Below are 23,841 nucleotides of genomic sequence, written 5' to 3' on the forward strand. Positions count from 1 at the left end.
GGACTCTTTTTTTAGTGTTGTTCTACTGGCTCGTTTGGAATTGCAGCTGAAATTGCGAGTACTAATACAGCAAGAACAACTGAGAAAATAGACGCTTGGTTAAAGTCGTATGTACCGCCAGTCATAGAGCCAATTACGTAGCTCATCATATGTACAAGTAAGAACGACCAAATTAATGCCCAAATGAAACGCATATTTTACACCTCTATTCGTTCAATCTGTCCTTATTGTAACACAATTGAAAAAAGAATATAGAAAAATATTTGTAGATTTTTCAACGCAAATTTGCATTCCGTTCATACATTATAAAAGAGTGGTTTTATATGTTTAGAAAATAAGGCGGGGGAAAAATGAGTATTACGGAACGTTTTTTTTACTTAGAAAAAGAACCATGTGTCATTTATTTACCGGAGAAGCCAAATGGATTTTCTGTTATGCTCCTCGGTGATTATAACTACTTTATTGAGAATGGTACAAGTTTATGGACACAACATGCGGGTAAATCTTATTTCTTACATGGTCTTATTGAGCAAGGCTACACGGTCTTTTCCTCTAATTTATACGGAAGACATTGGGGGAACGATCAATCTGTTCGTCTGGCAAAACGTTTATATGATGTTGTTTTGAGAAAAGAGACGTTAAATGCGAAGATGCACATTATGGCAGATGGTATGGGAGCGCTTGTGGCACTTGAAATGATGAACAAATATCCTGAATGTATTCGTTCTGTTGTTATGTTAAATCCGTGTTTAGATTTACCAGAATATGTGGGTTTTGAGAAAGAGCATAAGTTTTTTTACAAGAGACTCGTGAAGGAATTAAGTTTGGCGTATGATTCCAAAGAAGAAGAATTAGATTTAAAAATAAATAAGAAATCATTTACGCTTCTTCCATCTTGTGTACCTGTTAAAATTTTCGTATCAACACAAGAAAAAAGAGGAAGAAAACAGCAGTTGCGGAGATATGAGAAAATGAGGCAATTAAATCAATGTGATACTTCTGTCTTATTCCATCTGCAAGATGTGAAATATAAAATGGTTAGGCAAACGACCGATTTCTTTAAAAAATATGAAGAAGAATTGTGAAGCTCCCATATACATAAATGAGGAGCTATTTGTTTCAAAGGGAAAGGGTTGGTGGTATGGAACGCGTGCTGATAATAGGTGCACTTACGTTTGTAGGTTATCACCTTGTGAATAAAATGATCGCAGAAGAAGTAGAAGTGTATGGTCTTGATTTTGATGAATTCGATAGTATGACCAAAATTAATGAAGAGAAGTTATTGTTAATTGGGCGAAATGCGTTATTTACGTATTATTCGATAAGAGATGAAGATGGATGGAGATCGGTAGAGGAAGAGAGATTCGATACTGTCTACTTTTGCTTATATGAGCCAAATCAGCAATGTGGATTTCGGAATGAAAGAGTCATATTACAATATTTAAAGCGAATTATAAGAATGTGTGAAGAACAAAAAGTGAAGTTAAATTTAATTTCTTCTATTGAAGTAAGTAGTACAGGTGAATCCGAAAATAAGCGCCTATTTTTGAAAGTAGAAGAAGGATTGAAAAAAGGGAATTTAAAATATAGTGTATTTCGAGTTCCTACATTATATGGACCGTGGCAACCATCCTTTATGATGTATCATCAGCTCATTTTATCAGAATTAGACGAGAAAGAGTGCCGTTGTACGAGTGAGGAAAAAGGAAGTGATTTGCTTTACATTGAAGATGTATGTGAATACTTATGGGAAAATGGAACGAACGGGGCGCATCTTGGTATATACAATTTACTTAGTGGTAAACAGTCATTATGGGAAAAAGGTATGAATCTTTTACGCGCGGATGATAAAGTAAATAAAAATAATAATGAAATAAGAGATGAGGCTATTGAAGTCATTTCGATAAAAAGAAATACTCCGTTAGAATACGGTTTAAATAAGCAACTGGCACACATGAAAAAATATAAAGAGTTATACGAAGAGTAGCACGCGTGTTACACTATTGTATGTGAAAGTTTTAATGGAGAGGAAGAGTATAATATGAACGAAAAAAGCATGCAGTTTTTACAAATCGCAATGAAGCATTTACCGGAAGCGAAGGCAATTTTAGATGATAACGGAATTGCACTTGATATGGAGAAAGCACAGCCGGTGTTAGAGTTGTTAATGAAAGTTATGAACGAAGCTTATGAGCTTGGGAAAGCAGATAAAGAATAAAATCCTTCTTTTTTGATGGAGGAGAGGCTCGAATCGTGAGTGGAAGCGGTTCGGGCCTTTTTATTTGGAATGAAACACGAAAAGGTATGATTCTGTTTCTTTTAATGAAAAATAAAGTGGATAATGCGTTAGCTTTCTGTTTTATGCGAAATATATTCTAGACAAAAATACATTTATGTTTTAAAATTAGTACCAAGTCATAATAATTGATATAAAACGGAGGGCTGCGATGTGAACGTGGGCATTTTAGGGATCGGAAGATATGTGCCAGAAAAAGTAGTCACAAATCACGATTTAGAGAAAATAATGGATACATCCGATGAATGGATTCGTACGAGAACGGGAATTGCAGAAAGACGCATTGCCGATGATACAATAGATACTTCATATATGGCCGTAGAGGCTGCGAAAAAAGCACTTGAAGATGCAGGGGTTAGCGGAGAAGATATCGATCTTATTTTAGTAGCGACAGTAACACCAGATCGTGCGTTTCCAGCAGTAGCTTGTGTCATTCAAGAAGCGATTGGAGCGAAACATGCAGCTGCAATGGATGTAGGTGCAGCATGCGCTGGTTTTATGTACGGAATGATTACAGCGCAGCAATTTATTCAAACTGGGACTTATAAAAACGTATTAGTAGTTGGTAGTGATAAGCTATCTAAAATTGTAGACTGGAATGATCGAAATACAGCGGTATTATTTGGAGACGGAGCCGGTGCTATCGTAATGGGAGCAGTTTCAGAAGGAAGAGGCGTTCTATCTTTCGAATTAGGAGCAGACGGAAGCGGCGGCAAGCATCTATATCAAGACGAGTATGTTATGATGAATGGCAGAGAAGTCTTTAAATTTGCCGTTCGTCAACTTGGTGAATCTTGTCTTCGTGTTTTAGATAAAGCTGGTCTTACGAAAGAAGATGTGGATTTCTTAGTACCGCATCAAGCAAACATTCGTATTATGGAATCTGCAAGAGAGAGGTTAAATTTACCACAAGAAAAAATGAGTATGACAATTGAGAAGTTCGGTAATACATCAGCTTCTTCAATTCCGATTGCAATGGTAGAGGAATTGCAAAACGGACGTATTCAAGACGGTGATTTAATTATACTTGTTGGTTTTGGCGGCGGATTAACATGGGGAGCAGTTGCTCTTCGTTGGGGTAAATAAGGACTGAGAGAAAAAAAGGAGTGTATTTTGTATGGAAAAAAAGAGGGTCGTAATTACAGGACTAGGAGCTGTTACACCGGTCGGAACAGATGTTGAAACAGCATGGGAAAACATTAAAAAGGGTGTATCTGGAATCGGGCGACTTACAAGAATTGATCCAGAACTATTTCCAGCAAAAGTAGCAGCGGAAATTAACGACTTTGAAGTCGAGAAATATATTGATAAAAAAGAAGCGCGCCGTATGGATCGCTTTACACAATATGCAGTAGCAGCAGCGAAAATGGCAGTTGCAGATGCAAAGCTTGAAATTACAGAAGAAAACGGACCTCGAATTGGTGTATGGATTGGATCTGGTATTGGCGGTATGGAAACATACGAAGAACAATTTAAGATTTTTACTGAGAAAGGCCCACGCCGCGTGAGCCCATTCTTCGTGCCGATGATGATTCCAGATATGGCAGCAGGTCAAGTATCAATCGCAACAGGAGCAAAAGGAATTAACACTTGTTCTGTAACGGCTTGTGCATCTGGTGCAAACTCAATTGGCGATGCATTTAAAGCAATTCAGCGTGGTGATGCTGACGCAATGATTACAGGTGGAGCAGAAGCACCGCTAACAAGTATGGCATTCGCAGGATTTAGCTCAGCGAAAGCATTAACATTTAATGAAGACCCAGCAACGGCTTGCCGTCCGTTTGATAAAAACCGTAGCGGTTTCGTAATGGGTGAAGGTTCAGGTATTTTAATTCTTGAAGAATTAGAACACGCATTAGCTCGTGGTGCTCACATTTACGCGGAAATCGCTGGTTACGGTGCAACTGGTGATGCATTCCATATTACAATGCCTGCTCCTGGTGGTGAAGGCGGAGTGCGTGCAATGCGTCAAGCTTTAGCTGATGCAGGCCTACAGCCAGAAGATATTGATTACATTAATGCGCATGGTACAAGTACGGATGCGAATGAAAAATATGAAACGATGGCAATTAAAGAAACTTTCGGTGAGCACGCGTATAAAGTAGCAATTAGCTCAACGAAATCAATGACAGGTCACTTATTAGGAGCAGCTGGTGCTGTTGAAGCGATTTTCTCTATTAAATCAATTACAGACGGAGTAATTCCTCCAACAATTAACTATGAGACACCAGATCCAGAATGTGACTTAGATTACGTACCGAATCAAGCGAGACATCAAGAAGTAAATGCAGTATTAAGTAACTCATTAGGATTCGGTGGTCATAACGCAGTGTTAGTATTTAAATCGTATAAATAATAGATAAAATAAGGAGTTTTTCCGCATTATATTGCGAAAAAACTCCTTATTTATTTTTACGTCTTTTTCTCCTGTAGCATATACATAAGAAAAAGGAGGGATAAAGATGGGGATTGTTGAAACAGCTGAATGGCTACATTTATATTATGGACGGCCAGAAAAACTTTGTGAGAAATTTACGAAGTATATTCCGTTGCCAAAAGAAAGGTTGTATCGCTTTTTAATTTCAAAAGGGATGTATCGCCCGATCATGCGTGGGGAAAAGGAAATTAAAGAATTAGAGGAAAAGGAAATTTGGAAAGAGTTGAGCCTGGAGTATGATAAATTGAAAAATTGGTTGAAAGGTCCGGATGTCCCTGTCTTTATTTTATTATCAGATTCCTATAATCGAACTGTGCAAGAAGAGTATAACGGTAGGGCTGGATTATCTATGCGTCATGTTATTTTCTTATTCGTATGTGGACGGAATTCGGTAGAAGAATTAAAAGTGTTATTGGCGCATGAATACCATCACGTATGCAGGTTACATCAAATTGAGACGAAAGAAACAGAATATACATTACTTGATACAATGATTATGGAAGGGCTAGCTGAGCAAGCAGTGACGGAAAGATATTCAGAAAAAAACAATGCACCGTGGACGGCGTATCTTTCAAAAGAAGAGGCTATTTATTATTGGAAAAATGTTGTACATGAAAGAATAAGTATAAAACGAGGAACAAGGGAACATGACATCTTATTAAATGGCTTTCACTCTTATCCGAAGATGCTTGGCTATGCGCTTGGATTTCATATTGTCAAAGATTGTGTAACTTTGGAAGGAGAAGATACACTTTCTTTATTATCTATAGATGCAAAAGAAATATTGAATAAAGCAAATACATTTCATATATAAAAAAACAGGGGCTCTATTTCCTGTTTTTTTTAGTATTAATAGAAGAAAAAATAATAATTAGAATATATTTCCTCAAGTGGAATAAAGTTAAGCAAAAATGAACATAATGATTGGTACAAACAGTAGTGAAGTGAGGGGTAGTGAATGTTATATCTACATGATGTATGGGTAAATTGGTTTGAAGGTGAAGAGAATGGGTATAACGTTTGTCATTTTTACGAATGGCGGAAAGATGATACGATTGAGCTATTAGATCAAGTGCCATTATTAAAAGTAGATGCCACATTATATCATTACATCGAGAACGAATTGTTAGAGCTTCCGCAAAAAATGCTGGAAGACGTACATCATAAGGCTTATATTCGTAAAAATCATGAACGTTTGCAGCAAGAGTATTGCTTTGTTGTTACAGATGGAAAAGGAATTATTGCAATTGACACAATTGGTTACAATGTACCAATTCGCAAAAGCAGACTTATACCACGCCAAGAGCAGATGGTATATGAGATGGTAGAAAACGTACAAGCAGAAAAGTATGAGTTCCAAGTAGAAGAAACAGAAAAAGAACATCACATTTTATCACCATCGCCTTTCATTATGAATGGCTTGACTCGTAAAGAAAGACAGCTAAAACAATTATTATTTATGGCGTTAGATCAATTACATACAACGAAAAATACAGCAGAGATTCGCTATTGGTACACAGAGTGGGATCCATCAGCATATGGAACGGTTCAACATATGGAGTTCGAGGATATTTGGGCTAGACTGTATGATGAAGCGAAAGCTGGCTGGTCTGAGAAACATGAACAATTATGCGAGCGTCTCGTAAAAGGACAGCCATTTTTTGAAAAGTTATGGGAAATGGAAAATGAGCAAAAGGTAAATTAAAAAACCGCCAATTGGCGGTTTTTTAATTTTGTAGTAATCTAGTTCCAGCGGCAAGAATGTTCGGTGGCCTCGCATTCTAAACTAGCCGCCTCCGCTTTATATGTTACCTACGTTTTCTGCTTAGTCCCATTGCGTTTTCTACTTTGCGTAGTTGTTTGAATGCAACGCGGTTTGCTTTTTCTGCACCTTTGTCTAGAATTTCGTCTAGTTCTGGTGAGTTGATTAGTTCGTTATATTTGTCTTGGATTGGACGAATTGCTTCTACGACTACTTGCGCTAGGTCGCCTTTGAAGTCGCCGTATCCTTTTCCTTCGTACATTGCTTCAATTTCTTCAACTGTTTTTCCAGAGAATGAAGAGTAGATTGTTAATAAGTTAGAGATACCAGGTTTGTTTTCTTTATCAAATTTCACAATACCTTCAGAGTCAGTAACAGCACTCTTAATTTTCTTTTCAATTGTTTTTGGCTCATCAAGCATACTAATCATTGATTTTGGATTCGGATCAGATTTGCTCATTTTTTTCGTAGGTTCTGTTAATGACATAACGCGAGCTCCTACTTTTGGAATACGAATTTCAGGCATTGTAAAGATTTCACGGTAACGTTTGTTGAAACGCTCTGCTAGGTCACGTGTTAATTCGATATGTTGCTTTTGATCATCACCAACCGGCACGATTTCAGTATTGTAAAGTAAAATATCAGCAGCCATTAATGGTGGATACGTAAGTAATCCAGCTGGAACTGAATCTCTACCAGAAGCTTTATCTTTATATTGCGTCATACGCTCTAATTCTCCAACGTAAGCAACAGATTGCATGATCCAACCTAGTTGAGCGTGTGCTGGTACTTCTGATTGTACAAATAAAGTAGCTTTTTCAGGGTCAATGCCACATGCCACATAAAGTGCAGCAAGACTGCGGATGTTTTTACGAAGCCCGACGGGATCTTGAGGTACTGTAATCGCATGTTGGTTTACAATACAGAAATAACAGTCGTGTTCATTTTGAAGCTCTGTAAACTGCTTCATGGCTCCTAAATAGTTTCCAAGTGTAATCGTTCCACTTGGCTGAATACCAGAAAAGATAACTGACATAAGTAATTCCTCCTAAAATTGAATGCGTGATGGGGGAAGAGAAGGCAAACAAAAAAGCCCATTCATCCCAAAAACTATAGGGACGAATGGACCGCGGTACCACCCTAATTATTTCACTACTGTGAAATCTCTCTAATCCATAATAACGTTTGGATATAACGCCAAAGCCTACTACTTTCGGTTCGGTTTGGTGCTCAAAAGCCCATTCCATACTGTACAATTACTTGTTCACACCGACCACAAGCTCTCTGAAATTGCCTCAATATGTACTCTTCTTTATCATCGCATACATATAAATTTATTTATTGTTACTTGAGCTCTTTTAATATGAAAGAACTAAAGTTTTATAACAAAATGTTTTGCTGATTATTATATCATATGGGATAGTGTTTGCAAACTACATCAAAATAGTAAAGCTAATAAGGGTCGAGAACAACCCAAGAACGATACCTGTAATACAAATTGGATATGTCCATTTGAATGAATATGTTTTATAAATACGTTCTTTCTTATCTGTAGGTTCCTTGACTTCTTCAATTAAAGAGTCAATCTTTTTATTCGTACCAAATACTCTTTGGAATGCGTAAATGGTTACATTGAAAAAACCATTTTGAAATATGTATAAAAAACCGCCGATAAGAATAAAAAACAGTGCAATATAAAACAAGATGTTGACAAAATTCAACAAAAATTGCGATGAAATGAGGAATGCGCCAATACTAGAAGCGATTATCGCTATGAAAATTAGTATACAAGTATGAAAAAAAACTTTATTCAAAATGTTCCCCCCCGTCAAAATATTACTAGAATTATTATACTATAAAAGCTATAATATGTACTAGAATTAATTTTTTGAAAATTATACGCAATTAAAGGTCTGATTTCAAGATGATGGTATCAATGTTAACGTATCCCTTTACAAAAAAATAAAAATATAAACATTTTATTAAAAATTTTAACAAAAAAACAAAAAACTATATTCACAATTGTTATATTATATGTATAATGAAAATTGTAGAAACTTGGAGATTATTCTTTCAATTCTACTTTTTAACAAGTGAGGGTACAGGAAGTGCAATTAGGGGAGGCAACACAACATGAAGAAAAAGATACCGTTATTACTTGCATCGACTTTAACTGCAAGTATGTTGCTGAGTGCGTGTAGCTACCAAAAAGATGACGCAAAAGCAAAAGGGAAAGAAAACACTACGAGTAGTAGTAACGGAAAGCAGGTTCTTAATTTAACAGAGTTATCTGAAATTCCGTCAATGGATGCATCGCTAGCATCTGACTCTGCATCTTCTACAGCATTAAATAATACGATGGAAGGTTTATATCGTATCGGCAAAGATCAAAAGAGAGTGCCTGGAATTGCAGAAGATGTTCAAAAGCTAGATGACGGAAAGAAATACATATTTAAATTAAGAAAAGATGCAAAATGGTCGAATGGGGAGCCTGTAACAGCAAAAGACTTTGTGTATTCATGGAAAAGAGCAGTAAATCCAGATACAAAAGCGACGTATTCGTACATTATGTTTGATATTAAAAATGCAGAGAAAATTCATAAAAAAGAATTACCTGCTGACCAATTAGGTGTAAAAGCGATTGATGATTATACATTAGAAGTGGAATTAGACAATCCCGTTCCTTATTTTGTTGATTTAACAGTTTATCCGGTATTTTACCCACTAAATGAAAACTTTGTAAAAGCACAAGGTGATAAGTTTGGGTTAGAGGCAAATACAACATTATATAATGGGCCATTTGTTATGAGTGATTGGAAACATGAGCAAAGCTTCCAGTTTAAGAAGAACCCATCATATTGGGATAATAAAACGGTTAAAATCGAAGAGATTAACTTTAATATTGTAAAAAATACGTCAACTGATGTAAATTTATATGAGACAAACTCGATTGATCGTGCGGCTCTAACTTCAGAATTTGTTGATAAGTTTAGACAAAGCTCAGAATTCCACACAAGAAAAGAAGCAGGGGTTGCTTACCTAAGATTTAATCAAAGTAATCAATACTTAAGTAATAAAAACTTAAGAAAAGCAATTTCAATGTCCTTTGATCGTGATAACATTGCGAAAGTTATTTTAAATAATGGTGCGATTGGAGCTTATGGATTTGTTGGAAAAGATTTCGCTGAAGGTCCGAATAAAAAAGATTTCCGAGCTGAAAATGGAAAGCTAGTTGAAACGAATCCAAAAGAAGCGAAAAAGCTTTGGGAAACAGCGAAGAAAGAGCTTGGCACTGATAAAATCGAACTAGAATTCTTAAACTTTGATAATGAAGATGCAAAAAAGGTTGGTGAATTCTTAAAAGGTGAGATGGAAAAAAACTTACCTGGTTTATCAATTAAAATTAAACAGCAGCCATTTGCACAAAAAAATAAATTAGAAGATTCTCAGCAATATGATATTGCGTTTGGTATTTGGGGCCCAGATTTCCCAGATCCAATCTCATATTTAGATATGTTTGTTACAAATGGTTCTCAAAATAAAACAGGGTATTCTAATCAGAAATATGATGAGTTAATTCTAAAAGCTAAAACAGATACAAAAGATTTACAAGCACGCTGGAACAACCTTTTAGAAGTAGAGAAGATGTTAATTAAAGAGGATGCAGTTATCACTCCAATCTTCCAAAAAGGTTCAGCATATATAGTAAAAGATGCTGTAAAAGATATTATACCAATCAACTATGGTGGTAGATTAACTTACAAATGGGCATCTGTTGAACAAAAATAATCTTTTTTTCCATCGTTTACAGGGGTATATGCCTATGATGGGCATATGCTCTTATTTTAAAAAAATAAAAGTAAGAATATTTTAAACTATCTTATTGCTTTTGAGAAAAACGGGGAGGTGCTTGACTATGGGACGTTATGTATTAAAACGTTTCGTGTACATGGCTTTGACATTATTTTTAATTACTACGCTGACTTTCTTTTTGATGAAATTACTTCCGGGTTCTCCGCTTAAAAACCAGGAGAAGCTATCACCGGCACAAAAAGAAATCATTCTTGAAAAATACGGATTGAATGATCCGGTACCAGTTCAATACGCACGTTATTTAGGTAACTTAGCAAAAGGTGATTTAGGGGTATCATTCCAATATGATAACCGTCCAGTAACAGATATGATTGTGGATCGCATTGGACCATCAGCACAGCTTGGTTTACAAGCGATTATATTAGGAACATTTATCGGTTTAATTTTAGGAATCGTTGCGGCACTTCGTAACAATACGTGGGTCGATTATGGAGCGACAATTATTTCCGTACTCGGGATGTCGGTACCATCATTCGTATTCGCCGCTTTACTACAATATTTCGTAGGGGTAAAACTTGGTTGGTTCCCAGTAGCGTTCTGGAAAGGACCAGAGTTTACAGTAATGCCTACAATTGCTTTATCGATGTCAGTTATCGCAACAATCGCACGTTTCTCTCGTGCAGAATTAATTGAAGTTATGCAAGCCGATTACATTTTAACAGCAAAAGCGAAAGGGATTAGCCAAGGCGTTATCATTGTCAAACACGCACTTCGTAACGCATTAATTCCAGTAGTAACAATTTTAGGACCAATGGTTGCGGCATTAATTACAGGAACACTTGTTATCGAGCAAATTTATGCTGTACCAGGACTAGGGGAACAGTTCGTTAAATCTATTACAGTGAATGACTATACAGTTATTATGGGAACTACGATTTTCTATAGTGCGATCTTCATTTTAGTTATTTTCATTGTCGATATTTTATACGGAATTATTGATCCTCGTATTCGTTTAGCGGGAGGGAAAAAATGATGAAAGATGTACAAAAATTATCTCCAGATTTATTTCAACAAGCCAATCAAAATAATGTTGATAATGAAGTCATTGCCCGTCCAAGCTTAACGTTTTGGCAAGATGTAAGAAGACGTTTGTTCCAACATAAAGGTGCGATGATTGGTTTCGTATTATTAAGCCTTATTATATTACTAGCGATTTTTGGACCGATGGTAAGTAAACACTCGTATAAAGAGCAAGATTTAGGTCGTGCGAAAATGCCACCGAAAATTCCTGTTATTGAAAATGTTCATTGGTTACCATTTGACGGTACAGATCAATATGGTGTTGACCAATATGAAAAACGTGATATTAAAGAGTACTTCTGGTTTGGTACAGATGATCTTGGTCGTGATTTATGGACAAGAACATGGGAAGGTACACGCGTATCATTATATATCGCTCTTTTAGCAGCAGCAATTGACTTAGTAATTGGGGTTGCATACGGAGGTATTTCAGCCTTTTATGGCGGCAGAGTAGATAATATTATGCAACGTATTATGGAGATTATTAACGGTATTCCATACTTAATCATCGTTATCTTAATGGTAATCATTATGGGATCTGGTATATGGTCAATTACACTCGCAATGGCAATTACAGGTTGGATAGGGATGTCGCGTATCGTTCGTGGACAAATCCTGAAATTAAAAAACCAAGAATATGTATTAGCATCTCGTACATTAGGTGCAACAAATACACAATTAATTGTGAAACATTTAATTCCAAACGTAATGGGACCTATTATCGTAATGACAATGTTTACAATTCCATCAGCGGTGTTTGGTGAAGCGTTCTTAAGTTTCATCGGTTTAGGAATTCAGCCACCATTTGCGTCACTAGGTTCTCTTGTAAATGACGGTTATAAATCTATTCAAACGTATCCGCATATGATGTTCATCCCTGCGGTTGTCATCAGTATATTAATTTTAGCGTTTAACTTAATGGCAGACGGATTACGCGACGCGTTAGATCCAAAAATGCGTAAGTAAAAGAGGGGAGAGGCAAAGATGAAAACATTGTTAGAGGTAAAAGATTTACAAGTCTCCTTTGATACACATGCAGGTGAAGTACAAGCTGTACGCGGCGTTACTTTTGATTTGAAAAAAGGAGAGACATTGGCGATTGTAGGAGAATCTGGTTCAGGGAAATCAGTTACTTCTAAAGCGTTAATGGGATTAATTCCGAATCCTCCTGGACGCATTAAAAATGGTGAGATTGTATTTGAAGGTCGTGACTTAACGAAATTAACAGAAAAAGAAATGCAGCAAGTACGTGGTAAAGATATCGCGATGATTTTCCAAGATCCAATGACATCATTAAACCCAACGATGACAATTGGAAATCAAATTATGGAAGGCCTTATTAAACACCAAGGGATGAGTAAAGCAGATGCACGTAAAGTTGCTTTAGAATTAATCGACCTTGTAGGTATTCCAAATCCAGAAGCTCGTTTAAAACAATATCCTCACCAATTCTCAGGTGGTATGAGACAGCGTGTAGTTATTGCAATGGCGTTAGCGTGTAACCCGAAATTATTAATTGCCGATGAGCCGACAACAGCGCTAGACGTTACGATTCAGGCACAAATTTTAGAACTTATGAAAGACATTCAGCAAAAAACAGAAGCGGCAATTATTTTCATTACACATGACTTAGGTGTAGTAGCAAACGTTGCTGACCGAGTGGCAGTTATGTACGCTGGTAAAGTTGTTGAAATTGGAACTGTAGATGAAATTTTCTATAATCCGAAACATCCATATACTTGGGGCTTAATCGCATCTATGCCAAGTTTAGATGGCTCAGAGGAAGAGTTATACGCAATTCCTGGAACGCCTCCGGATTTATTGAAGCCGCCAAAGGGTGATGCTTTTGCACCACGTAATCCACAGGCACTAAAAATTGATTTTGAAATGGACCCACCTTTATTTAAAGTAAGTGATACACACTATGCGGCAACTTGGTTACTTCACGAGCAAGCTCCAGAAGTAAAACCGCCGGCAGTCGTTGAAAAACGTATTCTTCAAATGAAAGCAGGTGAACAACATGACTAAACAACGTGAGAAATTAATTGAAGTAAAAAATGTAAAGCAGCACTTCGACGTGAGTGGTGGTGTTGTCAAAGCGGTTAATGATATTTCATTTGATATTTACCGCGGAGAAACATTTGGTCTTGTAGGAGAATCAGGTTGTGGTAAATCAACTACTGGAAGAACGATTATTCGTTTATATGATGCAACTGCTGGTGAAGTATTGTTCGATGGTGAAAATGTACATGGTAAGAAATCACGCGCAGAATTGAAGAAATTCAACCGTAAAATGCAAATGATTTTCCAAGATCCATACGCATCATTAAATCCTCGTATGACAGTAGGGGATATTATCGCAGAAGGTATTGATATTCACGGATTAGCGAAAAGTAAAAAAGAGCGCATGGACCGTGTTCATGAACTATTAAACACAGTTGGTTTAAATAAAGAGCACGCGAACCGTTTCCCGCACGAATTCTCAGGCGGACAACGTCAGCGTATCGGTATCGCTCGAGCGCTTGCTGTAGAACCAGAATTTATCATTGCGGATGAGCCGATCTCAGCACTTGACGTATCGATTCAGGCGCAAGTTGTAAACTTACTGAAAAAGCTACAAAAAGAAAAAGGTCTAACATACTTATTCATTGCCCATGATTTATCAATGGTAAAATACATTAGTGACCGCATCGGTGTAATGTACCGTGGTCAAATCGTTGAGCTAACAACAAGTGAAGAGTTATATGCGAATCCAGTTCATCCATATACGAAATCACTATTATCAGCAATTCCGCTACCAGATCCAGATTATGAGCGCAATCGTAAACGTATCGTATACGATCCATCGCAGCATGATTACGGTAGCGAAGTGCCAACAATGCGTGAAATTCGCCCAGGACATTTCGTACTATGTTCTGAAGCAGAGTATAAGAAATATAAAGAGATTTATCAATAATAAAAAAAGCCATTCTTCCATTAAGGAAGGATGGCTTTTTTCTATACTATATAAATGAGTTGTCGGTAAGTCGATATAAATTGCATTTATTAATAAATACATCGTGATCAAACAAGTACTACTGTGCCTGAACAGAACCAATCTCGTCTTGCTCTTCTGGTTTCACAAGTGCGTAACGTTCCCACGCCCTGCTTTTCCAGCGGAAGAACATAATAATGGCACGCGTCCATTCGTCGATGGCGATCGCTAGCCAAATACCAACGAGCCCCATATCTAAATGAAAGGCGAAAAAGTAACCTAGTGGTAAACTCATTAACACCATAGAGAATGCACCGATTAAAACAGGATATTTTGCATCACCAGCTGCACGAAGCGAATTAATGATGACGATATTCATCGTACGTCCCGTTTCAAGTAGTACACTTAGTAAAAGAACACTTGCGCCTAACCCGATAATGTGCGGATTATCTGTAAACAGTCCCATTAATTGTGTACGGAATGTAATAACGAGAGCGACCATACATAGAGTTACACCAATCGCCCATTTTACACTTTTCCATAAGCGTTCGTATGCTTCATCCTTTTCGCCACCACCAACAAGGCGGCCAATAATAATGGCTGTTCCCATACCAATCGCAATTGCAAATAAATAAGTGAACATGGAAATGTTAGTAGCGTATTGTCTAGCAGCTAATGATTCCGTTCCTAAGTACGTTGCGTAATAAAGGAAGACGATTTGACAAGCTTGATACATCACTTGTTCAAATGCAGATGGAATACCGATTTTTAAAATTTTCCCAATGTATTCTTTGGATAAAGTGAAGTAATATTGTAATTTCACGCGATATTCCATAACGCGGTATAGTAACCAGAAGAAAACAATAAGTGCGATCAATCGACTGATAGCGGAAGAAATTGCAGCCCCTTGTACACCGAGCTCAGGGAAACCAAATTTCCCGAAAATGAGTACGTAGTTTCCAGCGATATGAATAATATTCATTCCGAGTGAAATAAACATCGCTTGCTTTGTGAAACCGTGTACACGGATAATTGCGGCTAATGAGTTAATGATAGCTTGCAGGAAGATAGCTCCTCCGACGATAGATAAGTAGTTTTGCGCATACGTTAGTACATCGCCTTGTAAGTTCATTGCGAGCATCATATGTTTCGAAAATAAAAGAAAACCAGCGCTTATAACGAGCCCAACTATTAAATTTAATGTGACGGCTAATGCTGATATTTTAGATGCTTCCATAAAGCGTCTGGAACCGAGGTATTGAGATACAACGATAGCAGCGCCGTTCCCGATGACTTCTAATACCAAAATCGCAATATGGAGATATTGATTCGCTGCACCAACCCCAGATACAGCATCGTCTGATAATGCACTTAACATGAAAGTATCAGCGATCCCCATCAACATAAAAAGAAAAACTTCTAGAAAAATAGGCCATGTTAATAAGAATAAACTTAATTTCTCTGTCGGCCCATTTTTTTCCTGAATTGCTGTCATGTCCGTCCCCTCTTTACCGATATCTATTTTTAGCAAAATGTATCGTAACATACTTTCTTATCCTTTGCACTCATTTTAGCCTACATATTTTTAATATGAAGGGACTGCTATTTTATGTTAAAAAGGTTGGGATAATTATACATAAAGTATTATAAAATATAAAATTTATTTTTCTCTGATAATTTAGAAAAATATAAAAATAATTATTTTTGGTACTTTAGTAAAGATAATCAGCAATATAAAACGTTTACAAAGATATATTTTTTTACAGAAAATTTTAATGAAATAGAAATATAAATATACAAAAAATATATTTGTGTGTATAATATGAATTATTAGAACATATATATATTTCTTTCTGTTTGAAAATGAAAGGGCTAACATTTTTTTGGAGGGTGGAAGTATGAAAAAAAAGATACCAGTTTTTGTAGCATCAACAGTAGCGATGAGCATGATGTTAGGGGCATGTAGCTATCAAAAAGATGAACCGCAAGCAAACGCAAAAGGGGATAGCGGGAAAAGCGGTGCGAAGCAAGTTATTAACTTAATTGAAACACAAGAAATTCCAACGATGGACACAGCATTATCAGCTGACGCAGTTTCTTCAAGAGTAATGAACAATGCGATGGAAGGCTTATACAGTTTAGGAAAAGATGATAAGCTAGTTCCAGGTGTAGCGAAGGAATTTAAAAAGTCAGAAGACGGTAAAAAGTATACCTTTAAGTTACGTGAAGACGCGAAATGGTCAAACGGTGAGCCTGTGACAGCGAAAGATTTCGTATACGCATGGCAAAGAGCGATTAATCCAGATACAGCTGCGAAATCAGCTTATATTATGTACGATATAAAAAATGCAGAGAAAATTAATAAAAAAGAGATGAGTCCTGATCAACTAGGTGTAAAAGCAATTGATGATTACACATTAGAAGTTGAATTAGACAATTCCATTCCATATCTTGTAGATTTAATGGTATATCCAATCTTCTATCCTGTGAATGAGAAATTTGTTAAAGAGCAAGGTGCAAAGTTTGGTTTAGAAGCAAATACTACACTTTATAACGGACCATTTACATTAAGCGATTGGCAGCATGAACGTAGCTTTAAAATGACAAAGAACCCATCATATTGGGACAATAAAGAAGTGAAGATTGAAGAAGTAAACTTTAATATTGTAAAAGATACATCTACGCCAATTAACTTATATGAAACAAATGCAATTGATCGAGCGTCGTTATTAGCGGAGTTTATCGATAAATATAAAGGAAAACCAGATTTCCAAACAGTAGAAGATACATCTGTATTCTTCCTACGTTTAAATCAAAAAGATCCAGCTTTAGCAAATAAAAATATTCGTAAAGCAATTTCACTTGCTTTTGACCGTAAGCCATTCGTGGATACATTATTAAACAACGGTTCTAAGCCAGCGACAGGATTAATTCCTGATAACTTCATTAAAGGACCAGATAAAAAAGATTTCCGTGCTGTAAACGGGGATATTGTAAAACCAAACGTGAAAGAAGCGAAGAAATATTGGGAAGCTGGTAAAAAAGAACTTGGTAAAAATGAAATCGAATTAGAATTATTAAATGAAGATGTAGAGTTATCAAAGAAAACTGGTGAATATTTAAAAGGTGAATTAGAAAAGAATTTACCAGGTTTAACAGTAAAAATTAAACAACAACCATTCGCACAAAAACTAAAATTAGAAGATGCGGGTGATTATGTCATGTCATTCTCTGGATGGAGTGCGGACTTCCCAGATCCAATTACATATCTTGATATGTTTGTAACAGATGGGTCACAAAATAAGATGAAGTACTCTAATCCAAAATACGATGAAATCATTATGAAGGCGAAAAAAGATGGAAGCGATGTAAATGCTCGTTGGAAGAACTTATTAGAAGCAGAAAAAATGTTACTTGATGATGCTGCGATCGTTCCAGTATATCAACGTGGTAGAGCATATTTACAAAGAGATTCAATTAAAAATATGTATAACCATAAATATGGCGGCGATTTAAGCTTTAAATGGGCGTCAGTAGAGAAATAAGAAAAAAAGCAGGTGATCGCCTGCTTTTTTTTAATACGTTCGTTTCTTATAAATGCCTTTTCCGCCAACTTGGTTCCAGCCAGATTGTACATCCAAACTTTTGTTAACAAACTTCATTTTTTCTTTTCCACCAAAGAGCTTTTCGCCGATGCTATTTGTAATGACACCAATCAATGCTGTTATTCCGATGATGAGGGCAGCAACCGTAATAAAATCAATAAAAAAAGCAATCATTTGAAAACTCCCCCTTTGCCTGTCTGTATGTTTATTGTATGAGATAAAAAATGAAAAAGAAAGAAATGTCAGAAAAATATTTAATTTACTTTAGAAATCGTGTAGACAGGAGGGAGGATATTTGTTAAAATAAGAACAAATGTTCCTTTTTATTCTCATTTGTATAGTCTTACATTTCTTAATTGATTTATCAAGAAAAAGTAAGAAAACGTTCTCTTTTTCATAGGGAAGATTATAGATAAATAACTATATATTATATGAAAAATCTATGAGAAGTGAGTAGTAAAAGGATTGAAAGTTATTGTTAAAGTACAGCTGAAGTGAGCGTAATCATGTTACATAGCAGTGAAATACACGGAAGAGTTTTCTCAACTAGCAGGAAATTTACTGTATATTTCTTGCAAAATCTATTGTATAATGATTATAGAAGTTACTTATTAAAAGTAATTGTTGTTTATTATAAGTTGTTGCTTACATGAAATGCGATTTTTGTACTTTTCAATAAGACAAGTTATCGCGAAAAATTGCTGAAGTTAGAAATTAAAACTGTATTTAGTACAGAATTTGTACTCTTTAAGGAGAGTGAGCTTTGTATGGTAACATTATATAGTTCTCCAAGCTGTACGTCTTGTAGAAAGGCGAAATTATGGCTAGAGGAAAATCATATTCCCTATACAGAACGTAATATCTTCTCAGATCCATTAACGATTGAGGAAATTAAAGAGATTTTACGTATGACAGAAAGCGGAACGGATGAGATTATTTCTACTCGTTCGAAAGTTTTCCAAGAATTGAATGTAAACTTAGAGTCTTTACCACTTCAAGATTTATATAAGATGATTCGTGACTATCCAGGGATTTTACGTCGTCCAATTATGATTGACGAGAAACGCCTTCAAGTTGGTTACAACGAAGACGAAATTCGTCGTTTCTTACCACGTACAGTAAGAACGTTCCAATTACGTGAAGCACAACGTCTTGTAAATTAATTATAATAATATGAAAACCTTCTACCTATTATATAGTAGAAGGTTTTTTTTAATGTTTCACATTGCGTAATCGAACTTGTTTTACGATAAAGCCGATGCATAAAATAGTGAAAATGAACAAATAAGGAATGCTTGCGGTGAAACTTGGGTTGTTATGAAAAAAGATTGCAAGTCTGTCTTCATGTGTAACCATTTTCCCTGCAGTATAGGCAAGAATTGCTGCACCGCAATAAATGAGGAATGGAAATCGTTCCATAAGTATTAAAATAAGTTTACTGCCCCAAATAATAATAGGGATAGAAATGAGTAAGCCGATTATGACGAGTAAAAATCTCCCGTGAGCTGCACCTGCAATGGCAATAACATTATCAAACCCCATAACGAGATCCGCGAAAACAATTGTCCGCACAGCTTGAAATAAAGTTGTTTTTCCTTGAATGGCAGAAAGGTCATTGCTATCATCAGTTAATAAATTGACTGCAATTAATGTAAGTAAAACCCCGCCAATCAATTGTAGAAATGGAATGTCGAGTAAATAGACAGCTAGTATAGTAAGGACAATTCTTAGTACGATTGCTAAAAGAGTACCGATCAAAATAGCTTTATTTCGTTTCGATTCAGGTAAATTTCGGCTAGCTAGTGCGATGACGATTGCATTGTCACCACCTAATACAACATCGATACCGACAATCATTAGTACGGATGTTAAAAACTCTAAGTCCATTCGTCTGCCTCCATTTATGATGTTTTAATAAGCGAACTGTATGTATGTGATGAAGAAAGTTGTTGTTAAATAATCCCTTCTAATAGAAGTTTCACCTTATTACAGTGTACGGGGGAATGTGGAAATGTATGTCCAAATTTTTTGTAAGTAAGAAATCGCTATAATAATATATTTATGTAGTTGATCGAGTAAAGATAGGCATATAACTATTTTTGTAAAATAAATCGATTTTATTTCCATTCTGGAGAATCTTATCATAAAATGAGAGTACAAGAATCTATTGATTTGTCATATGAGTGGGGAATCCCTTCATAACAATTCTAAGCAGGAAGGGAGAGTTGTATTTTGGATATTGAAAGAATTAATGATCATACGATGAAATTTTTTATTACGTACATTGATATAGAGGATAGAGGATTTAATCGTGAAGAAATTTGGTATGATCGCGAACGAAGTGAAGAGCTCTTTTGGGAGATGATGGACGAAGCTCGTGATCATGACGATTTCTTTATTGATGGGCCGTTATGGATCCAAGTGCAAGCAGTCGATAAAGGGATTGAAGTACTTGTCACGAAAGCAGAGCTTTCAAAGGATGGGCAAAAGCTGGAACTACCGATAGGGGTAGACAAAATTATAGATATTCCTCTAGATGAAGGCATTGAATCATTATTCCAACAAGAGTTAGTCGAAGAGGTAGAAGAACAAACAGGAACAAACTTTAATGAAGATGGTACGTTTGGCTTTTTAATTAAATTTAATGATTTTGAAGATGTCATTTCATTAAGTCATCGTCTTATCTTTGAAGATATAAAAGATGAGCTGTATTCATTTGAGGACCGCTATTATGTATATGTGGAATTCGATGAAGTGCTACATGATGAAGAAGAAATCGATCGTATTTTAAGTATTGTTTTAGAATATGGGGAAGAATCAACTTTAACAATTCATCGTGTAAGTGAGTATGGAAAACAAATTGTGAAAGAGCATGCGCTTGAAACGATTCGCAATAATTTTCCTGCTAAAACGTAGGCCGATTTCTGTAGTATGAAATCGGCTTTTTATATGAAGAATAGGAAAGCTTTCTTAGTTAGGAGGTAAGAGATGAAAAATACGTTAAAGCTGATTTTCTTTATCTTGCTATTGTTCGCATTATTTGTTTCGTTACGTATGTTTATTGATGTAGCATTTTATTCAGATGTGATTGGGATAAAAGATGTTTCGATTTTAGGTATTATTAGTATTTTATTTACAGTATCTGCGTTTTTAATTGGTTGCGTTATTTTCTTAGAAAATCGCCACCCATCTAAAACACTTACATGGTTAATTGTGTTAGGGATTTTTCCTGTATTTGGCTTCTTTGCTTATTTATTATTTGGACAAAATTTTCGGAGAAAAAGAATGTTTCAAAAGAAGGCGTTACTTGATGAACAGGCGTTTTTACAATATAAAGGGCATGAAGATTACGAAGAACGAATTTTACGCAATCATAAGCATCAAGAACTGTTATTTCGTTTAGCGGATCGATTAGGTGCTTTAAATATTTCATTTCAAACTGAAACGAGGACATTAACAAATGGAGATGAAACGTTTCAGGCCATTTTAAATGGGTTAAAACGAGCGAAACATCACATTCATATGGAATATTACATTGTGCGTGATGATAAATTAGGAACAGAAATTAAAGATATTTTAATACAAAAATCAAAAGAGGGCGTTGTTGTTCGCTTTTTGTATGATGCGGTTGGAAGTTTTAAGTTATCGAAATCGTATATTGAAGAATTAAACGATGCAGGTGTAGAAATGATTCCGTTCTTTCCTGTGCGCTTTCCGATTTTAAACGATAAGATTAATTATCGAAATCATAGGAAAATTGTTGTGATTGATGGGAACGAAGGGTTTGTAGGCGGATTAAATATTGGTGATGAGTATTTAGGAAAAAGTAAATATTTTGGCTTTTGGCGAGACACTCATTTGTATTTACGTGGTGAAGCGGTTCAAAGTTTACAGCTTATTTTCCTTCAAGATTGGTTTTATATGACTGGAGAGGCTGTGCTAGCTCCGGAATATCTACAAGCAAAAGCAGTTGAGGGTGATCATTGGGGAGGAGTACAGCTTGTCGCAGGTGGCCCCGATAATAAGTGGGAAACGATTAAGCATTTATATTTCGCAATGATCGCTTCTGCTCGGAAATCTATTTGGATTGCAACGCCGTATTTTATTCCGGATGATGATATTTTATCCGCATTAAAGGTTGCTGCACTTGCTGGTATTGATGTTCGTTTATTAATGCCGAGTAAACCTGATAAGCGCACTGTCTTTTACGCATCGAGATCGTACTTCCCGGAGCTTTTAGACGCAGGAGTAAAGATATATGAATACGAAAAAGGTTTTCTTCATAGTAAAATTGTCATCGTTGATTCTGATTTAGCTTCAATTGGGACAGCTAATATGGATATGAGAAGTTTTCATTTGAATTTTGAAGTAAATGCTTTTTTATATGATACAGATAGCATTAAAAGACTTGTTCAAGACTTTAAAGACGATTTAGAAGAATCCAGTGAAATTCACGTCGATCGTTTTCATAAAAGGCGTCTGCATAGACGAATTGTTGAATCAACGTACCGGTTATTATCGCCATTATTATAAAAAGAGATGTCCGAAATTGGGACATCTCTTTTTTAAAAGGAATTTGTAATAAATTGTAGAATATAAGGAGCTGAAAGGGTGTGATTACGATATTTATCGCTAAAAGAGAAAACGGTGAAAAAATTCATTTACTCTATAATTGTAATGAAGAGCTTTTGCGCCGTATGCGTCAACAAGAACGATTCTTTTGTGTAGCTTGCGGAAAGGAAGTGCAAATGAAATTAGGGAAACAAAAAAGTTGGCATTTTGCTCATAAAAAAGTGGATTCATGTCTTGCCTTTTATGAAGCGGAATCAAAGTATCATATGCATGGTAAAGAATTGTTATATAGATGGTTCAAACGTCAAAACTTTCAGGTGGATATAGAGTACTACCTCCCAGAAATTAAGCAACGACCAGATATTTTTGTAGAGAGGGCGGGCAGAAAAATTGCAATTGAATACCAATGTGCAAACCTTGCTATAGAGCAGCTGTACAAAAGAACCTATTCATATTGGCGAGCTGGTATACAGGTCATTTGGATCGTTGGTGGAAATCAATTGAAAAAGCAATCTGCATATTGGATGAAATTCTCCTCACTTATGGCTTTCTCCTTACAATCTTATCCTCAACCATTTCTTATTTTCTTCTGTTCGAAAGAGAAATCATTTATGAAATGTGCATTTGTCACTCCATTTTCTACAAACATCTTTTTCGCGCATACTGTATATTTACCAATCGATAAAACTACTTTTGAAATGCTTTTTTCTCCCGTTCCTTTCGAGAAAGAGATACTAAGGGAAGAGTGGAAGAAGAGAAAGAACTACTTCCGCAAAAATGCCCTGCCGATTTGGAATTATAATTATAAGTCATTATTACGCCTCTTATATCAATTTAAATGTACCCCAGCGAGCTTTCCTTCTGAAATTGGTGTTCCACTCCCTTCTGGATTTGCTTTTCAAACAAACCCATTTATATGGCAAGCTTTTTTATATATGAAGTGTATAGGGGGGCTTGCAGTAGGAGAGTGTATTTCTCTTCAATATGTGTGTAGTTATGTAAAAAGGTATACGAAAAGGCGGATACTTCCGTACTTTTCACAGCACACATGGAAAGTGGCAGTTACTGAATATATGACATTTTTATGCTATATAGGTGTATTGCATAAAGCGGGAAGTTATACGTACCGAAAAATAAGGGATGTAGTGATGTTAAAAACAGAGGAGGAAATTATGAAACATGATGAGATTTGCTTAATACATGCGCTATCTTTATTTGAGGCAAATTTTAACATGAGAGGAGGAAAAGGGGATATAATAAAGAATGATTGTGAAGGAATTACATAAGAAAAAACGAATTGTA

At 35.9% G+C, this 23,841-nt stretch carries 23 protein-coding genes and 1 other annotated feature; of the genes, 17 read left to right on the top strand and 6 right to left on the bottom strand.

The window, feature by feature from the left end; genetic code table 11:
- Nucleotides 1-11: 11 nt before the first annotated feature.
- Entirely contained in the window at nucleotides 12-194 is a 183-nt protein-coding gene (locus tag MRP26_RS10500) for a YjzD family protein (protein ID WP_001211116.1), read from the bottom strand.
- A gap of 156 nt (nucleotides 195-350) precedes the next feature.
- Between MRP26_RS10500 and MRP26_RS10505 the strand changes: the two genes are divergently transcribed.
- The 7 genes from MRP26_RS10505 (at nucleotide 351) to MRP26_RS10535 (ending at nucleotide 6,438) form a co-directional block, all read left to right on the top strand.
- Nucleotides 351-1,085, top strand: a complete 735-nt coding sequence (locus MRP26_RS10505) for a lipase family protein (RefSeq protein WP_000028690.1) — start codon at nucleotides 351-353, stop codon at nucleotides 1,083-1,085.
- A 29-nt stretch (nucleotides 1,086-1,114) separates the two neighbouring features.
- Nucleotides 1,115-1,987 carry an NAD-dependent epimerase/dehydratase family protein gene (locus MRP26_RS10510; protein WP_000487723.1) on the top strand — a complete coding sequence of 291 codons (873 nt, stop codon included), beginning with the start codon at nucleotides 1,115-1,117 and terminating at the stop codon, nucleotides 1,985-1,987.
- A 54-nt stretch (nucleotides 1,988-2,041) separates the two neighbouring features.
- Entirely contained in the window at nucleotides 2,042-2,218 is a 177-nt protein-coding gene (locus MRP26_RS10515) for a ComZ family protein (RefSeq protein ID WP_001986215.1), read from the top strand.
- Between the two features lie 231 nt (nucleotides 2,219-2,449).
- The gene (gene fabH / locus MRP26_RS10520) at nucleotides 2,450-3,382 is read left to right on the top strand and encodes a beta-ketoacyl-ACP synthase III (RefSeq protein WP_001100533.1); all 933 of its coding nucleotides are present in this window, start codon (nucleotides 2,450-2,452) and stop codon (nucleotides 3,380-3,382) included.
- Between the two features lie 31 nt (nucleotides 3,383-3,413).
- Nucleotides 3,414-4,652 carry a beta-ketoacyl-ACP synthase II gene (fabF, locus tag MRP26_RS10525; RefSeq protein ID WP_000412656.1) on the top strand — a complete coding sequence of 413 codons (1,239 nt, stop codon included), beginning with the start codon at nucleotides 3,414-3,416 and terminating at the stop codon, nucleotides 4,650-4,652.
- Nucleotides 4,653-4,758: 106 nt separating this feature from the next.
- Nucleotides 4,759-5,547, top strand: a complete 789-nt coding sequence (locus MRP26_RS10530; RefSeq protein ID WP_197242087.1) for a DUF2268 domain-containing putative Zn-dependent protease — start codon at nucleotides 4,759-4,761, stop codon at nucleotides 5,545-5,547.
- Nucleotides 5,548-5,691: 144 nt separating this feature from the next.
- Nucleotides 5,692-6,438, top strand: coding sequence for a YjbA family protein (locus MRP26_RS10535; protein WP_000966129.1), 747 nt, complete (start codon nucleotides 5,692-5,694; stop codon nucleotides 6,436-6,438).
- Between the two features lie 103 nt (nucleotides 6,439-6,541).
- Here MRP26_RS10535 and trpS read toward each other — a convergent pair whose 3' ends face one another.
- Nucleotides 6,542-7,531: a tryptophan--tRNA ligase gene (gene trpS / locus MRP26_RS10540; RefSeq protein ID WP_000110982.1), complete on the bottom strand. Its 990-nt coding sequence runs from the start codon at nucleotides 7,529-7,531 to the stop codon at nucleotides 6,542-6,544.
- A 75-nt stretch (nucleotides 7,532-7,606) separates the two neighbouring features.
- Nucleotides 7,607-7,823, bottom strand: a binding site (T-box leader).
- A gap of 105 nt (nucleotides 7,824-7,928) precedes the next feature.
- Nucleotides 7,929-8,309, bottom strand: a complete 381-nt coding sequence (locus MRP26_RS10545; RefSeq protein WP_197242088.1) for a DUF3899 domain-containing protein — start codon at nucleotides 8,307-8,309, stop codon at nucleotides 7,929-7,931.
- Nucleotides 8,310-8,628: 319 nt separating this feature from the next.
- Between MRP26_RS10545 and MRP26_RS10550 the strand changes: the two genes are divergently transcribed.
- The 5 genes from MRP26_RS10550 (at nucleotide 8,629) to MRP26_RS10570 (ending at nucleotide 14,344) form a co-directional block, all read left to right on the top strand.
- Entirely contained in the window at nucleotides 8,629-10,284 is a 1,656-nt protein-coding gene (locus MRP26_RS10550; RefSeq protein WP_064532902.1) for a peptide ABC transporter substrate-binding protein, read from the top strand.
- A gap of 127 nt (nucleotides 10,285-10,411) precedes the next feature.
- Entirely contained in the window at nucleotides 10,412-11,341 is a 930-nt protein-coding gene (opp3b, locus tag MRP26_RS10555) for an oligopeptide ABC transporter permease (protein WP_023521423.1), read from the top strand.
- Nucleotides 11,338-12,354 carry an oligopeptide ABC transporter permease gene (opp3C, locus tag MRP26_RS10560; RefSeq protein WP_000974103.1) on the top strand — a complete coding sequence of 339 codons (1,017 nt, stop codon included), beginning with the start codon at nucleotides 11,338-11,340 and terminating at the stop codon, nucleotides 12,352-12,354. The genes opp3b and opp3C overlap by 4 nt, the downstream gene beginning before the upstream one ends.
- 18 nt (nucleotides 12,355-12,372) lie before the next feature.
- The gene (locus MRP26_RS10565; RefSeq protein WP_000854346.1) at nucleotides 12,373-13,416 is read left to right on the top strand and encodes an ABC transporter ATP-binding protein; all 1,044 of its coding nucleotides are present in this window, start codon (nucleotides 12,373-12,375) and stop codon (nucleotides 13,414-13,416) included.
- Nucleotides 13,409-14,344 carry an ABC transporter ATP-binding protein gene (locus tag MRP26_RS10570; RefSeq protein ID WP_016082471.1) on the top strand — a complete coding sequence of 312 codons (936 nt, stop codon included), beginning with the start codon at nucleotides 13,409-13,411 and terminating at the stop codon, nucleotides 14,342-14,344. Before MRP26_RS10565 ends, MRP26_RS10570 begins: the two co-directional genes overlap by 8 nt.
- A gap of 118 nt (nucleotides 14,345-14,462) precedes the next feature.
- On the opposite strand, the gene MRP26_RS10575 is transcribed toward MRP26_RS10570, so the two are convergent.
- Nucleotides 14,463-15,908: an MATE family efflux transporter gene (locus tag MRP26_RS10575; protein WP_003291568.1), complete on the bottom strand. Its 1,446-nt coding sequence runs from the start codon at nucleotides 15,906-15,908 to the stop codon at nucleotides 14,463-14,465.
- 352 nt (nucleotides 15,909-16,260) lie between these two features.
- Between MRP26_RS10575 and MRP26_RS10580 the strand changes: the two genes are divergently transcribed.
- Nucleotides 16,261-17,907 (top strand): peptide ABC transporter substrate-binding protein, encoded by a 1,647-nt coding sequence (locus MRP26_RS10580; RefSeq protein ID WP_242806138.1) that lies wholly within the window; start codon nucleotides 16,261-16,263, stop codon nucleotides 17,905-17,907.
- Between the two features lie 30 nt (nucleotides 17,908-17,937).
- On the opposite strand, the gene MRP26_RS10585 is transcribed toward MRP26_RS10580, so the two are convergent.
- Nucleotides 17,938-18,141 carry a hypothetical protein gene (locus MRP26_RS10585; protein WP_000559971.1) on the bottom strand — a complete coding sequence of 68 codons (204 nt, stop codon included), beginning with the start codon at nucleotides 18,139-18,141 and terminating at the stop codon, nucleotides 17,938-17,940.
- A 593-nt stretch (nucleotides 18,142-18,734) separates the two neighbouring features.
- Between MRP26_RS10585 and spx the strand changes: the two genes are divergently transcribed.
- Entirely contained in the window at nucleotides 18,735-19,130 is a 396-nt protein-coding gene (gene spx, locus MRP26_RS10590; protein WP_000258267.1) for a transcriptional regulator Spx, read from the top strand.
- 49 nt (nucleotides 19,131-19,179) lie between these two features.
- Here the strand turns inward: spx and MRP26_RS10595 are convergent, their stop codons facing one another.
- A complete protein-coding gene (locus tag MRP26_RS10595; RefSeq protein ID WP_069355211.1) occupies nucleotides 19,180-19,854 on the bottom strand; it encodes a TerC family protein in 675 nt (224 codons plus the stop codon).
- 345 nt (nucleotides 19,855-20,199) lie between these two features.
- On the opposite strand from MRP26_RS10595, the gene mecA reads away from it, so the two are divergent.
- The 3 genes from mecA (at nucleotide 20,200) to MRP26_RS10610 (ending at nucleotide 23,825) form a co-directional block, all read left to right on the top strand.
- Nucleotides 20,200-20,883 (top strand): adaptor protein MecA, encoded by a 684-nt coding sequence (gene mecA / locus MRP26_RS10600; protein ID WP_000350715.1) that lies wholly within the window; start codon nucleotides 20,200-20,202, stop codon nucleotides 20,881-20,883.
- Nucleotides 20,884-20,955: 72 nt separating this feature from the next.
- Nucleotides 20,956-22,500 carry a cardiolipin synthase gene (locus MRP26_RS10605; protein WP_000799191.1) on the top strand — a complete coding sequence of 515 codons (1,545 nt, stop codon included), beginning with the start codon at nucleotides 20,956-20,958 and terminating at the stop codon, nucleotides 22,498-22,500.
- Between the two features lie 80 nt (nucleotides 22,501-22,580).
- A complete protein-coding gene (locus MRP26_RS10610) occupies nucleotides 22,581-23,825 on the top strand; it encodes a competence protein CoiA (protein WP_078401506.1) in 1,245 nt (414 codons plus the stop codon).
- Nucleotides 23,826-23,841 lie beyond the last annotated feature (16 nt).

Source organism: Bacillus sp. CCB-MMP212 (assembly GCF_022748145.1).
Classification (GTDB): Bacteria; Bacillota; Bacilli; order Bacillales; family Bacillaceae_G; genus Bacillus_A; species Bacillus_A cereus.

Bases quoted from the DNA above. Each gene is read 5' to 3' on its own strand.
- MRP26_RS10500 (WP_001211116.1), bottom strand. From the start codon at position 194: ATGCGTTTCATTTGGGCATTAATTTGGTCGTTCTTACTTGTACATATG.
- MRP26_RS10505 (WP_000028690.1), top strand. From the start codon at position 351: ATGAGTATTACGGAACGTTTTTTTTACTTAGAAAAAGAACCATGTGTC.
- MRP26_RS10515 (WP_001986215.1), top strand. From the start codon at position 2,042: ATGAACGAAAAAAGCATGCAGTTTTTACAAATCGCAATGAAGCATTTA.
- fabF (WP_000412656.1), top strand. From the start codon at position 3,414: ATGGAAAAAAAGAGGGTCGTAATTACAGGACTAGGAGCTGTTACACCG.
- MRP26_RS10530 (WP_197242087.1), top strand. From the start codon at position 4,759: ATGGGGATTGTTGAAACAGCTGAATGGCTACATTTATATTATGGACGG.
- MRP26_RS10535 (WP_000966129.1), top strand. From the start codon at position 5,692: ATGTTATATCTACATGATGTATGGGTAAATTGGTTTGAAGGTGAAGAG.
- trpS (WP_000110982.1), bottom strand. From the start codon at position 7,531: ATGTCAGTTATCTTTTCTGGTATTCAGCCAAGTGGAACGATTACACTT.
- MRP26_RS10550 (WP_064532902.1), top strand. From the start codon at position 8,629: ATGAAGAAAAAGATACCGTTATTACTTGCATCGACTTTAACTGCAAGT.
- opp3b (WP_023521423.1), top strand. From the start codon at position 10,412: ATGGGACGTTATGTATTAAAACGTTTCGTGTACATGGCTTTGACATTA.
- opp3C (WP_000974103.1), top strand. From the start codon at position 11,338: ATGATGAAAGATGTACAAAAATTATCTCCAGATTTATTTCAACAAGCC.
- MRP26_RS10565 (WP_000854346.1), top strand. From the start codon at position 12,373: ATGAAAACATTGTTAGAGGTAAAAGATTTACAAGTCTCCTTTGATACA.
- MRP26_RS10570 (WP_016082471.1), top strand. From the start codon at position 13,409: ATGACTAAACAACGTGAGAAATTAATTGAAGTAAAAAATGTAAAGCAG.
- MRP26_RS10575 (WP_003291568.1), bottom strand. From the start codon at position 15,908: ATGTTACGATACATTTTGCTAAAAATAGATATCGGTAAAGAGGGGACG.
- MRP26_RS10580 (WP_242806138.1), top strand. From the start codon at position 16,261: ATGAAAAAAAAGATACCAGTTTTTGTAGCATCAACAGTAGCGATGAGC.
- MRP26_RS10585 (WP_000559971.1), bottom strand. From the start codon at position 18,141: ATGATTGCTTTTTTTATTGATTTTATTACGGTTGCTGCCCTCATCATC.
- spx (WP_000258267.1), top strand. From the start codon at position 18,735: ATGGTAACATTATATAGTTCTCCAAGCTGTACGTCTTGTAGAAAGGCG.
- MRP26_RS10595 (WP_069355211.1), bottom strand. From the start codon at position 19,854: ATGGACTTAGAGTTTTTAACATCCGTACTAATGATTGTCGGTATCGAT.
- MRP26_RS10605 (WP_000799191.1), top strand. From the start codon at position 20,956: ATGAAAAATACGTTAAAGCTGATTTTCTTTATCTTGCTATTGTTCGCA.